Source organism: Roseomonas sp. USHLN139 (assembly GCF_037145735.1).
Lineage (GTDB): Bacteria > Pseudomonadota > Alphaproteobacteria > Acetobacterales > Acetobacteraceae > Pseudoroseomonas.
In genome coordinates this window covers 249,285-261,862 of sequence record NZ_JBBCWY010000004.1, presented here as the reverse complement: position 1 = coordinate 261,862, position 12,578 = coordinate 249,285, and the positions used below count along the sequence as shown (strand labels likewise).

The window sequence follows — 12,578 nt, the reverse complement described above, 5'->3', positions numbered from 1 at the left end:
CATGGCTGACCGGGCCGTGGCCGGCTTCACCCTGCGCCCCGTCGCGCCGGCCGAGCAGCCGGCGCTGCTGGCGCTGAACAACCGGCATGACGGGCCGGTCAACGCGTTGACGGCGCCCGCTTTCGCCAGCCTCTGCGCCGACGCCTTTCTGGCCGTTGGCGCCTGGGATGCGCGGGGCACGCTGCTCGGGCTGCTGGTGGCGCTCGGCCCGGAGGGGCCGGTGCACGGCCCCAACCACGGCTGGATGCGGCAGAACCACCCCGAGGCCGTCTATATCGACCGCATCGTGGTCGAGCCGGCGGCGCAGGGGATGGGCATCGGCCGGGCGCTCTACGCCGCCCTGGCCGGGGTCGCGCTGGAAGCAGGGCTCGGCCGGCTGGGCTGCGAGGTCAATCTCGACCCGCCCAACCCGGAGAGCCTGGCCTTCCACGCCCGGCTCGGCTTCACCGCCGGCGGCCAGGCCACCGACCCGCGCAACGGCAAGCTGGTGCGCTACCTGCTGGCCGAGGCCGCGCCGCTGGCCGGTCCCGGACCTGCACATTTTTTGCGCAGCCCTGCGAAGCGCCCTTGTCCGGCGGCGCCGCGCTGAATACATCGCTGACATCGCCGCCCGGGCAGCACTGATCGGCCCGGACGGCTCCCCAGATCACGCCTGATGAGCACGGGGATGAGCGTGGCGCCATGAACGGGCCACCCCCATCCGCCAAGAGGAGAACTCGGATGAGCAAGGTTATCGGCATCGACCTCGGCACCACCAACAGCTGCGTCGCCATCATGGAAGGCGGCGACGTGAAGGTGCTGGAGAACGCCGAGGGCGCGCGCACGACGCCGTCCATGGTCGCCTTCGCCAAGAATGGCGAGCGGCTGGTGGGCCAGGCCGCGAAGCGCCAGGCGGTCACCAACCCGACCGATACCCTCTATGCGGTGAAGCGCCTGATCGGCCGCCGCTTCGACGACGCGATGGTCAAGAAGGAAGCGGGCCTGGCCCCCTTCAAGATCGTCCGCGCCGACAATGGCGATGCCTGGGTCGAGGCCGGCGGGCAGAAGCAAGCGCCGCAGCAGATCAGCGCCAATGTGCTGACCAAGATGAAGGAGACCGCCGAGGCCTATCTCGGCGAGAAGGTGACCCAGGCGGTCATCACCGTCCCCGCCTACTTCAATGACAGCCAGCGCCAGGCGACCAAGGAGGCGGGCGCCATTGCCGGCCTCGAGGTGCTGCGCATCATCAACGAGCCGACCGCGGCCGCCCTCGCCTATGGCATGGACAAGAAGGCCACCGGCACGATCGCGGTCTATGACCTCGGCGGCGGCACCTTCGACGTCTCCGTGCTCGAGATCGGCGACGGCGTCTTCGAGGTGAAGTCGACCAACGGCGACACCTTCCTGGGCGGCGAGGATTTCGACCAGCGCGTCATCGACTACCTGGCGGACGAGTTCAAGAAGGAGAACGGCATCGACCTGCGCGGCGACAAGCTCGCCCTGCAGCGGCTGAAGGAAGCGGCCGAGAAGGCCAAGATCGAGCTGTCGAGCGCCAAGCAGACCGAGATCAACCTGCCCTTCATCACCGCCGATGCCTCCGGCCCGAAGCACCTGGTGCTGCAGGTCAGCCGCGCCAAGCTGGAAAGCCTGGTCGATGACCTGGTGCAGCGCACGCTCGAGCCCTGCCGCCTGGCGCTGAAGGATGCCGGCCTGACCGCCGGCGAGATCGACGAGGTGATCCTGGTCGGCGGCATGACCCGCATGCCCAAGGTCGTCGAGGCGGTGAAGCAGTTCTTCGGCAAGGAGCCGGCCCGCAACGTCAACCCGGATGAGGTCGTGGCCATCGGCGCCGCCATCCAGGGCGGCGTGCTGAAGGGCGAGGTCAAGGATGTCCTGCTGCTCGACGTGACGCCGCTGTCGCTCGGCATCGAGACGCTGGGCGGCGTGTTCACCCGCCTGATCGACCGCAACACGACGATCCCGACCAAGAAGAGCCAGACCTTCTCCACCGCCGACGACAACCAGACCGCGGTCACCATCAAGGTGTTCCAGGGCGAGCGCGAGATGGCGGCGGACAACAAGCTGCTGGGCAATTTCGACCTGCAGGGCATCACCCCCGCCCCGCGCGGCGTGCCGCAGATCGAGGTCTCCTTCGACATCGACGCCAACGGCATCGTCTCGGTCAGCGCCAAGGACAAGGCGACCGGCAAGGAGCAGCAGATCAAGATTCAGGCCAAGTCCGGCCTGTCGGATGCCGATATCGAGCGGATGGTGAAGGACGCCGAGGCCAATGCCGAGGCCGACAAGCGCCGCCGCGAGGGCGTCGAGTCGAAGAACCAGCTCGAGGCGCTGATCCACGGCACCGAGAAGACGCTGAAGGAGAACGGCGACAAGGTCGGCGAGGCCGAGAAGACCGAGGCCGAGGCTGCCCTGGAAGCCGCCCGCAGCGCCCGCGAGGGTGACGACGTCGAGGCCATCAAGGCCGCGACCGAGCGCCTGGGCGCCGCGTCGATGAAGCTGGGCGAGGCGGTCTACAAGGCGGCCGCCGCCGCCGAGGGTGCCGCCGGCGCCGGTCCCGAGGCCGCCGGCCCCGAGGCCAAGGCGGGCGAGAAGGTGGTCGACGCCGAGTTCGAGGATGTCGACCCGGCGAAGAAGAAGCCGAGCTGAGCCTGCTCCGGCTGCACTGACCCGCTGCGTCCGGCCCTTCGCGGGGCCGGACGCTTCGTCGTTCCGGAACTTGGGGGACAGGCCACGCCATGGCCAAGAAGGACTATTACGAGACCCTGGGTGTCGCCCGGGGCGCGAGCGACGACGAGCTGAAGAAGGCCTATCGCAAGCTCGCCATGAAGCACCATCCGGACCGCAATCCGGGCGACAAGGCTGCCGAGGCCTCCTTCAAGGAGTGCAGCGAGGCCTATGACGTGCTGAAGGACCCCGAGAAGCGCGCTGCCTATGACCGCTACGGCCATGCCGCCTTCGAGGGCGGCGGCGGTGGCGCGGGTGGCGGCTTCGGCGGCGGCAGCCCCTTCGGCGCCGGCGGCTTCGAGGACATTTTTGCGGAAATGTTCGGCCAGTTCGGTGGGGGCCGCCGGGGTGGGGGCGCGGCCGCCGGGCGCGGCGCCGATCTGCGCCAGCAGGCCGAGATCTCGCTGGAAGAGGCCTTCGCCGGCACCCGGCAGACGGTGCGCGTCCAGAGCAGCATCCAGTGCGACGCCTGCGACGGCACCGGCGCGGAAGGCAAGGCGGCCTCCGCCCAGTCGACCTGCACCACCTGCGGCGGCGCCGGCAAGGTGCGCGCCCAGCAGGGCTTCTTCCTGATCGAGCGCGCCTGCCCGACCTGCGGCGGCTCCGGCCGCGTCATCAAGAACCCCTGCAAGGTCTGCCAGGGCGCCGGCCGCGTGCAGCGCGAGCGCACGCTCAATGTCACCATCCCGCCCGGCGTCGAGGACGGCACCCGCATCCGCCTCTCCGGCGAGGGCGAGGCCGGGCTGCGCGGCGCGCCGGCGGGCGACCTCTATGTCGATATCGCGGTCAGGCCGCACCAGCTGTTCCAGCGGGATGGCGCGAACATCTTTGTCCGCGTGCCGCTGCGCATGACCCAGGCGGCGCTGGGCGGCGCGGTCGAGGTGCCGACCATCGATGGCGGGCGCTCGCGCGTCACCATCCCGGCGGGCACCCAGACCGGCGACCAGTTCCGCCTGCGCGGCAAGGGCTTCTCCGTCCTGCGCTCCACCGCGCGCGGCGACATGTATGTCCAGGTCGCCGTCGAGACGCCGCAGAACATGACCTCCCGCCAGCGCGAGCTGCTCGAGCAGTTCGAGAGCGAAGGCGGCCAGCACGGCCATTCCAGCCCCGAAAGCGAAGGCTTCTTCGCCAAGGTCAAGGAATTCTGGGACGGGCTGGGGCGCTAGCCGGGCCCCGGGGGAGGCGGCGCCTCCCCCGCGCGACCAGGGTAAGGACAGAAGAATGCGCTCGACATGGACGGGCAGGCGCTATGCGCTGACCCTGCTGGCCCTCTGGCTGCTCCTGATCGCCGGCCGCTATGCCTTGGCCTACAACGAGGCCATGCTCGAGCACCGGCTGATCTGCATCGAGAAGGCCGGCGGCACCGAGGTGCCCGAGGCCTTCAGGGCGCTGGTCTGCTCGGCCGATTTCACCACCAAGCGCATCCTGGGCACCGTGCTGTTCTGGGCCTTCCACAGCGCCATGGCCTTCTCCATGATCGGCGCGCTGATCTGGTTCGCGGTGATCCGCCCGCGCATTTACCCGCCCCAGCCCATCCCCCAGCCCGGCCCAGAGGACTGACCCTGGCATGACGCTTCGCATCGGCATCCTGGGCCATTCCGGCCGCATGGGTCAGCTCCTGGCCGAGGAGATCGCCGCCGCCGGCGCGACCCTCGCGGGCGGCATCGGCCGCGACGGCGACGCGCCAGCGCTGTTCGCCGCCAGCGACGTGGTCATCGATTTCACCCATGCCGCCGCCGCCGAGCGGCACGCGGGCCTGGCGGCGGCGGCGAAGAAGCCGCTGATCCTCGGCACCTCCGGCCTGTCGACAGCGCAGGAGGCGGCGGTGGCCGCGGCGGCGCGGACCGTCCCGGTGGTCTATGCGGCGAGCTTCGCCCCCGGTGTCAGCCTGCTCTTCGCCCTGGCCGAGCGGATGGGCGCCGCCCTCCCTCCCGAGCAGTACGACGCCGAGATCGTCGAGATGCACCACCGCCAGAAGGTCGACGCCCCCTCCGGCACCGCCATCGGCCTGGGCCGGGCGGTGGCCCGCGGCCGCGGCAGGACGCTGGAGGAGGTCGGCATGGAGAGCGGCCGCGACGGCCATACCGGCCCGCGCGCCACCGGCCCGATCGGCTTCGCCGCCCTGCGCGGCGGCCAGGTGATCGGCGAGCACACCCTGCTGTTCACCGCCGGCTCCGAGCAGATCACCATCAGCCACCGCTCCTTCGACCGCCGGGTCTATGCGACCGGGGCAGTGCGCGCGGCGCAGTGGGTGATGGCGCAGCCGCCCGGCCTCTACGATATGAAGCATGTCATCGGCATGGCCTGACCCGGCCGGATCGCGGTGACTCTTCCGTTAAACCGGCCGCTTGCCGCGCCGGGCGCAGGGCGACAGGCCCTGCGGCCCGCCATGGTCTCTTGACCCCCTGCCCCGCGCTTGCGAAACAGCCCGGCCGCGCCTGCGCGGCCCGTTGCCATGCCGGCAGCGCGGGATGATGCGCCGCCCTGCGGCGTGACGAGATGCGCCGCAACGCCGGCGCAGGGATAGCCAGGCCGGGGTTGCCGGTCGCCGCCGCGACAAGAGGACGAATAGGGCCATGCGCGACAAGGGCGAATATCTGTTCACGTCGGAGTCCGTCTCCGAGGGCCACCCCGACAAGGTTGCCGACCGCATCAGCGACACCGTGCTGGACGCCTTCCTGGAAGCCGATCCCTATGCGCGCGTGGCCTGCGAGACGCTGGTCACCACCAACCGCATCATCCTGGCCGGCGAGACCCGCGGCCCGGCCAGCGTCACGCCTGAGCTGCTGATGCACCTCGCGCGCATGGCGGTGCACGACATCGGCTACGACCAGGAAGGCTTCTCCTGGAAGAATGCCGAGATCGCCTGCCACCTGCACGCGCAGTCGGCCCATATCGCCCAGGGCGTCGATGCCTCGGGCAACAAGGACGAAGGCGCCGGCGACCAGGGCATCATGTTCGGCTATGCCTGCACCGAGACGCCCGATCTCATGCCGGCGCCGCTCTACTACGCCCACCTGATCCTGCGCCGCATCGCCGAGCGCCGCCGCGCCAACGACAAGTCGGTGCGCGGCCTGCTGCCGGATGCCAAGTCGCAGGTGACGCTGCGCTATGTCGACGGCAAGCCGGTCGGCGTCGCCTCGGTCGTCGTCTCGACCCAGCACGAGGACGGCCTGACCCAGGCCCAGGTCCGCGAGCTGGTGCGCCCGATCGTCGTCAGCAGCCTGCCGGAAGGCTGGGCCGTCCCCGAGGACGAGTTCTACGTCAACCCGACCGGCACCTTCGTCATCGGCGGCCCGGACGGCGATTGCGGCCTGACCGGCCGCAAGATCATCGTCGACACCTATGGCGGCGCGGCCCCGCATGGCGGCGGCGCCTTCTCCGGCAAGGACCCGACCAAGGTCGACCGCTCGGCGGCTTACGCCTGCCGCTACCTTGCCAAGAACGTGGTCGCCGCCGGCCTGGCCGAGAAGTGCACCATCCAGGTCTCCTACGCCATCGGCGTGGCCAAGCCGCTCTCGGTCTATTTCGACCTGCACGGCACGGGGCGCGACATCGACGAGGTGAAGCTGGCCAAGGTCGTCAACGACATGGTCAACCTCTCCCCGCGCGGCATCCGCGAGCACCTGCACCTGAACCGCGCCATCTACGCGCCGACCTCGGCCTATGGCCATTTCGGCCGCACGCCGGACCTGGAGAAGGGCACCTTCACCTGGGAAAAGACCGACCTGGCCGCCGAGCTGAAGCGCGCCTTCGGTCGCTGAAAACTTGTGAGAGGGGCGCCGCCCCTCTCACACTCTCCCCGCCAGGAACCTGGTGAAACCTGTAGGTTTCACCCTGGACCTCCCATCACGAAGGGAGGCTAGAAGCACCCCCCATGACCGACACGAATAATCCGCCCGTTCCCGACCGGCTCTATGGCCGCCGGCGCGGCCATCCCTTGCGCCAGCGGCAGCAGCTCCTGCTCGACCAGGCGGTGCCGCGACTCGGCTTCGACCCGGCCGATCCGCTGGCGGGCTTCCCCGTCAGGCCGCAGGAGCTCTGGCTCGAGGTCGGCTTCGGCGGCGGCGAGCACGCCCTCGCCCAGATCGAGGCGCATCCCCAGGCCGGGCTGATCGCCGCCGAGGTCTTCGAGAACGGCATCTGCTCGCTGCTGACCCGCATCGTGCCGGAAGGCGAGGAAGCCACCTCCCCCCTGCCGCCCAACCTGCGGCTCTGGACCGAGGATGCCCGCCGCCTGCTGCGCGCCCTGCCCGAGGCCAGCCTGTCGCGGCTGTTCCTGATGTTCCCCGACCCCTGGCCGAAGGCGCGCCACGCCAAGCGCCGCTTCGTGCATCCGAGCATCCTGCCGGTGCTGCAGCGCGCGATCCGTCCGGGCGGCGAATGGCGCATCGCGACCGACGACCCGACCTACCAGGACTGGGTCGCCGAGGTGATGGGCGCGCAGGACCTCTTCGAGCGCGTCTCGCTCGACCACAGCCGCCCCGAGGGCTGGCCGCCGACCCGCTACGAGGCCAAGGCGCTGCGCGAGGGCCGCCACCCGATGTACTGGATCTGGCGCCGCAAGTGAGGCGGGGGGCCAAGGCCCCTCCCCCTCAGGCGACCGCGGCGAGGGCAGCCTTCATCGCACGGCCGTTGCGGACATCGCCGAAGCAGCGCGCGCAGGTCGGCATCTCGCCGTGGCGCTGCTCGGCGAAGCGCCGGCGCATCGCCAGCCGCCGCGGATCGGCCAGCAGCGCCGCCAGGCTCGACCCGACGAAATGGCCGATCGGCTCCAGCCGCTCGAAATCCTGGCAGCAGGTGGTGACCAGCCCGTCGCAGTCGATGATCAGGTCGTCCAGCACGTCCGGCCCGCAGCGGATCGGCTTCGGGTCCAGCGCCAGGCTGTCGAACAGGCTGCGGTCGCGGGCGCAGCGGCTGCTCAGCGGGTCGAATGTGACGCGCGCGGCGCCGCGCTCCAGGAACCAGGCGCGCAGCGGGCCCAGCTCGTCCCGGTTGAGGCGGCTGACCGGGATGCTGATCGCCACCTGCCCGGGAAAGGCCGCCAGCATCTGCTCGTATTTGGGCAGCACCCGCTCCAGCCGCAGCGGCCCCATCAGCTGGTGGTAGACCTCCGGCCGCAGCGACTCGCAATGCAGCGCCAGGATCACGCCCGACTCGCGCAGCCCGGCATGCTTCCGCAGGTCGAAGCCCGCGCCGTTGATGTTCACCGAGATCGGCACCTCGGGGAAGCGCTGCCGGGCGAGCCGGACGCGCGCCACCACATGCGGGTCGATCAGCGCGTCGCCGAACAGGCCGAAGGCGATCTGCCCGTCGATCGGCAGCATCAGGTCGTGGATCTCGTCGAGCAGCCGGGTGAACAGCGCCATGCTCATCGGATGGCGCGGCGCCGCGGCGGTGGCCGCCTTCCCGGTCGGGCAATGCGCGCAGGAGGCGTTGCAGAGCCCCGTCGTGCCGATGTTGATGAAGCGCAGCCGGCTGGGCCGCCCATCCGCCTGCGGCGCGCGCGGGGCGATGGCCAGGAACTCGCGGCGTGCCTCGGCGCTGGCCGGGTCGCGGCGGGCCGCCTCGCGATAGGCTTCCGCCGCCTCGGCCGGACGGGCCAGCCGCTTCAGCGCATGGCCCTTCTGCAGCGCGGTGTCGGCCAGGCCGGGGCGGCGACGCTCCGCCTCGGCATAGGCCCGCAGCGCCTCGGCCGGGTCGCCGGCCTCCTTGGCGCAATGGCCATACTGCATCCAGGTCCCGGCCTCCCGCGCACCCAGCCGCAGCGCCCAGCCATAGGCGCGGCGGGCCGCGGCCCAGTCGCCGCGGCGCCAGGCCCGGCGCGCCGGGTGGATGAAGAGGTGGCCGGGGGTCAGCATGCGCATCGGTCTCCACCCGGCACGACGCTGCCCGGATGGCGGCGGCGTGACCGGCAGGACAGGTTGCTACCGCAACATTACCGGGCACGGAACAAGCCGCCGGGACCATTCCGGCTGAACCTTTGCCGTTATGCGGCAGACGCAAGGGAAAACGGCCAAGCCGGCGCGTGGCGCATGCGACACAGGCGAGAAATGTCATGAGGCTCTGCGCAGATCGGCATTGACCCAGGATAATCCTCACGACACCGTGCGCGTCCATGGTCGCAACCTTTCGCCCCCTGTCGTCGCAGGAAGCGGGCCGTCGCGGCGCCGAGGCGCTGGCGGCCGAACGCGGCGGCAGCCTGGGCTGGTGCGGCCCGGCCGCGGTCGCGCTGGCCGGGGGCACCAGCTACGCCATGGCCTGCGCCCTGCTGCGCGAGGCGGCGCCGCAGCGCTACGCGCCCGAGGGCGAAATCGTCACCGCCTATTGGCGCGACGTGGTGCAGGCGCTGGCCGTGCTAGGCATCCGCGCCGAGCGCCTGCCGCTGGCGGCGCCGCGCCCGACCCTGCTGGGCCTGGCCCGGCGCGGCGGCCTGGCCGCCGGCCTCTACCTGGTCCGTGTCACCGGCCATTTCCTGCTGTTGCGCCTGCATGGCTTCGGGCTGGCGGAAGTGCACGACAACCGCCTCTCCGGCGCGGTGCTGACGGCGCACACCCATGGCCGCTGCCGCGTCACCCATGTCGCGCGGCTGGAGAACACCGACCCCGCCTGCTGACGACTCCGCAGCCGGCCGCGGCTTTTCTTGTCTTCGGCCCGGGGGCGGACTATATGAGGCGGCAACACATCTTCGCTGCACAGCCAGGGGGGTGGCCTTAACGGGCCGCCTTTTTTGTTTTTGGAAGACGATCTCCCGCTCAACGAGGGCCTTGAGGCCCGCATCACCGCCGCCATCCAGCCGACGCTGGCCGGCATGGGCTACGAGATCGTGCGCGTCCAGATCCAGGGCAAGCAGACTCCGACGGTCCAGATCATGGCCGACCGCGCCGATGGCAGCCTGATCGGCGTCGGCGACTGCGAGGCGATCAGCCACGCGGTCGGCGCCGTGCTCGATGTCGACGATCCCTTCACCGGCGAATGGCATCTCGAGGTCTCCTCGGCCGGCATCGACCGGCCGCTGACCCGGACCAAGGACTGGAACCGCTTCGCCGGCCACCTGGCGATCGCCGAGATGTCGATCCCCTTCGAGGGCCGCCGCCGCTTCCGCGGCGTCATCCTGGGCGCCGATGCCGAGACCGCCCGGCTGAAGCCGGAGGACGGTCCCGAGGTCGCCCTGCCGCGCGCCGACATCCGCCGCGCCAAGCTGGTGCTGACCGACGAGTTGATCGCCGCGACCGCGGTGTCCGCGAAGCCCGAGGGGGAGGATGACGACGCCCCCGAGGAAGACGCCTCGCCCTACGCCAAGAGGAACTGAGCATCATGGCCGCAGACGTTGCCATTGCCCGCCCGGAGCTGTTGCAGGTCGCCGAGGCGGTGGCGCGCGAGAAGATGATCGAGCGCGACGAGGTGCTCGAGGCGATGGAGCAGGCCATCCAGAAGGCCGGCCGCGCCAAGTACGGGCATGAGAAGGACATCCGCGCCGTCATCGACCGCCGCTCCGGCGAGGTGAAGCTGTCGCGCTGGACCGAGGTGGTCGAGGCCGAGCCGGTCGAGAACGAGGCGACGCAGATCCCGGTCCGCATCGCCCAGAAGATCCGCCCCGGCATCGCGGTGGGCGAGTTCATCGTCGACCCGCTGCCGCCGATCGATTTCGGCCGCATCGCCGCGCAGACCGCCAAGCAGGTGATCGTGCAGCGGGTGCGCGAGGTCGAGCGCTCGAAGCAGTTCAACGAATACAAGGACCGCGTCGGCGAGATCATCAACGGTGTCGTCAAGCGCACCGAGTACGGCAACCTGATGGTCGATCTCGGCCGCGCCGAGGCCCTGCTGCGCCGCGACGAGACCATCCCGCGCGAGGCGTTCCGCAATGGCGACCGGGTCCGGGCCTATATCTACGACGTCCGCGAAGAGCCGCGCGGCCCGCAGATCTTCCTCAGCCGCACCCATCCCGGCTTCCTCGCCAAGCTGTTCGCGCAGGAAGTTCCTGAGATTTACGACGGCATTATTGAAATTAAGGCTGTCGCCCGCGACCCCGGTTCCCGCGCCAAGATGGCCGTGATCAGCCGCGACTCGTCGATCGACCCGGTCGGCGCCTGCGTCGGCATGCGCGGCTCGCGCGTCCAGGCCGTCGTCGCCGAGCTGCAGGGCGAGAAGATCGACATCATCCCCTGGTCGCCCGACAACCCCACCTTCGTGGTGAACGCCCTGGCCCCGGCCGAGGTCTCCAAGGTGGTGATGGACGACGACAGCAAGCGGGTTGAAGTCGTGGTCCCCGATGACCAGTTGTCGCTGGCGATCGGGCGCCGCGGCCAGAATGTCCGCCTGGCCTCCCAGCTGACCCGCTGGGACATCGACATCCTGACCGAGGCGGAGGCTTCCGAGCGCCGCCAGGAAGAGTTCCGCAAGCGCACCGGCCTGTTCGTCGAGGCGCTGGACGTCGACGACGTCATCGCCGGCCTGCTGGTCTCCGAGGATTTCAGCACCGTCGAGGAGCTGATCGAGGTCGAGGATGACGACCTGGCCGGCATCGAGGGCTTCGACGAGAATGTCGCGGCCGAGCTGAAGCGCCGCGCCCAGGCCTTCCTGGACCGTCGCGACCAGGAGCTCGACGAGAAGCGCCAGGCGCTGGGCGTCGAGGATGCGGTGGCCGAGGCCGGCGGCTTCAGCCCCGCGATGCTGGTGACGCTCGGCGAGAAGGGCGTCAAGACGCTGGACGACCTCGGCGATCTCGCCGCCGACGAGCTGATCGAGATCCTCGGCGCCGAGGCGGTGGACGAGGACACGGCCAACGCCATCATCATGGCCGCCCGCGAGCACTGGTTCGAGGGCGAGGAAGTGGCCGCCTCCGCCGAGGCCTCGGCCGAGGCCGGGGACGCGGCAGATGCCGGGGAAGCTGCCGGCGAAGCCGCGGCGGAAGAGGGCCAGGACGGCGAGAGCCGCCCGGCCTGAGGCGATCCTGGCCCGGCCACCGGCCGGGCCACCCGACAGGAGAATGCTCTGCCGGGCCTGCCCGGCAGGGCTTTGTCGTTGAGAGGCGGGCGACGGGATCCTTCCCTCCCCCGCCGGTGAAAGCGGAGCGATGCAGCCACTGACGGACGGGACCCCGGTCCCGGCACCCCTCGACCCGACGCCGGACCAGCCGGGGCAGGCCACCGCCCCGGAGGCGGAGTCGCACGAGCTGGGGGATGCCGGGGAGGATGGCCAGCCGGATCCCGAGCCCAAGGGGCCGATGCGGCGCTGCATCGTCACCCGGGAGAGCCTGCCGAAGGAAGCGATGCTGCGCTTCGTGCTGGGCCCGGGGCGCGAGCTGGTCCCCGACCTGGGCGGGAGGCTGCCCGGCCGGGGAATGTGGTTGAGCGCACGGGCCGATGTGCTAGAACGCGCGCTGAGCCGGGGCGCCTTTCACAGGGCAGCCCGCGGCCAGGTGCAATTGCCCCCCGACCTCCGCGCCCGGATCGAGACTGGCCTCAAAGGTCGCATCCGCGACCAGGTGGGTCTGGCGCGTCGGGCCGGCCAGGCGGTGAGTGGTTTCCAGCAGGTGCGCGAATGGCTCCAGGCCAAACGGGCCGGCCTGCTGGTTGAGGCGAGCGATGGCAGCCTGTCCGAGCGCGACAGGCTGGCCGGGCGTCGCGGTACCCCGATGGTGGCGGTGCTGACGGCGAAGGAATTGGGCGCGGTATTCGGAAGGGACCATGCGGTGCACGTAGCGATTGCCCCCGGACGGATTGCCGACATGTTGGTGCAGGAGGCGGGCCGTCTGGCCGCTGTCTCCGGTATCGCGAGCGGAGCGGGGACGTGAGCCCGGCAACGGCTCGCGATAGGATTGATGGCACAAGACGGATCGGGTTCAGGCGAAC

Annotated in this window: 12 protein-coding genes; 11 read left to right on the top strand and 1 reads right to left on the bottom strand. The window is 70.8% G+C overall.

Translation table 11 applies throughout. The features are described from left to right. Position 1: 1 nt before the first annotated feature. From WFI16_RS14050 to trmB, 7 genes are all read left to right on the top strand, one after another. Positions 2–589, top strand: coding sequence for a GNAT family N-acetyltransferase (locus tag WFI16_RS14050; RefSeq protein WP_419898435.1), 588 nt, complete (start codon positions 2–4; stop codon positions 587–589). A gap of 92 nt (positions 590–681) precedes the next feature. Then, positions 682–2,646 carry a molecular chaperone DnaK gene (dnaK, locus tag WFI16_RS14045; RefSeq protein WP_419898434.1) on the top strand — a complete coding sequence of 655 codons (1,965 nt, stop codon included), beginning with the start codon at positions 682–684 and terminating at the stop codon, positions 2,644–2,646. Positions 2,647–2,735: 89 nt separating this feature from the next. Beyond that, the gene (gene dnaJ / locus WFI16_RS14040) at positions 2,736–3,890 is read left to right on the top strand and encodes a molecular chaperone DnaJ (protein ID WP_419898433.1); all 1,155 of its coding nucleotides are present in this window, start codon (positions 2,736–2,738) and stop codon (positions 3,888–3,890) included. 55 nt (positions 3,891–3,945) lie between these two features. Further along, on the top strand, positions 3,946–4,284 hold the full coding sequence (locus tag WFI16_RS14035; RefSeq protein WP_419898432.1) for a hypothetical protein: 339 nt from the start codon (positions 3,946–3,948) through the stop codon (positions 4,282–4,284). A 7-nt stretch (positions 4,285–4,291) separates the two neighbouring features. After that, positions 4,292–5,032, top strand: coding sequence for a 4-hydroxy-tetrahydrodipicolinate reductase (gene dapB, locus WFI16_RS14030; RefSeq protein WP_419898431.1), 741 nt, complete (start codon positions 4,292–4,294; stop codon positions 5,030–5,032). Positions 5,033–5,300: 268 nt separating this feature from the next. After that, the gene (metK, locus tag WFI16_RS14025; protein ID WP_419898430.1) at positions 5,301–6,488 is read left to right on the top strand and encodes a methionine adenosyltransferase; all 1,188 of its coding nucleotides are present in this window, start codon (positions 5,301–5,303) and stop codon (positions 6,486–6,488) included. 113 nt (positions 6,489–6,601) lie between these two features. Beyond that, entirely contained in the window at positions 6,602–7,294 is a 693-nt protein-coding gene (gene trmB / locus WFI16_RS14020) for a tRNA (guanine(46)-N(7))-methyltransferase TrmB (protein WP_419898429.1), read from the top strand. A gap of 25 nt (positions 7,295–7,319) precedes the next feature. Here trmB and WFI16_RS14015 read toward each other — a convergent pair whose 3' ends face one another. Next, on the bottom strand, positions 7,320–8,591 hold the full coding sequence (locus tag WFI16_RS14015; RefSeq protein ID WP_419898428.1) for a radical SAM/SPASM domain-containing protein: 1,272 nt from the start codon (positions 8,589–8,591) through the stop codon (positions 7,320–7,322). A gap of 251 nt (positions 8,592–8,842) precedes the next feature. Between WFI16_RS14015 and WFI16_RS14010 the strand changes: the two genes are divergently transcribed. From WFI16_RS14010 to WFI16_RS13995, 4 genes are all read left to right on the top strand, one after another. Next, positions 8,843–9,340, top strand: coding sequence for a hypothetical protein (locus WFI16_RS14010; protein ID WP_419898427.1), 498 nt, complete (start codon positions 8,843–8,845; stop codon positions 9,338–9,340). Positions 9,341–9,460: 120 nt separating this feature from the next. Next, positions 9,461–10,036, top strand: coding sequence for a ribosome maturation factor RimP (rimP, locus tag WFI16_RS14005; RefSeq protein ID WP_419898426.1), 576 nt, complete (start codon positions 9,461–9,463; stop codon positions 10,034–10,036). Between the two features lie 5 nt (positions 10,037–10,041). Beyond that, a complete protein-coding gene (nusA, locus tag WFI16_RS14000; RefSeq protein WP_419898425.1) occupies positions 10,042–11,670 on the top strand; it encodes a transcription termination factor NusA in 1,629 nt (542 codons plus the stop codon). Positions 11,671–11,800: 130 nt separating this feature from the next. Continuing rightward, positions 11,801–12,520 carry an RNA-binding protein gene (locus WFI16_RS13995; RefSeq protein WP_419898424.1) on the top strand — a complete coding sequence of 240 codons (720 nt, stop codon included), beginning with the start codon at positions 11,801–11,803 and terminating at the stop codon, positions 12,518–12,520. The last annotated feature ends 58 nt before the right edge of the window (positions 12,521–12,578 follow it).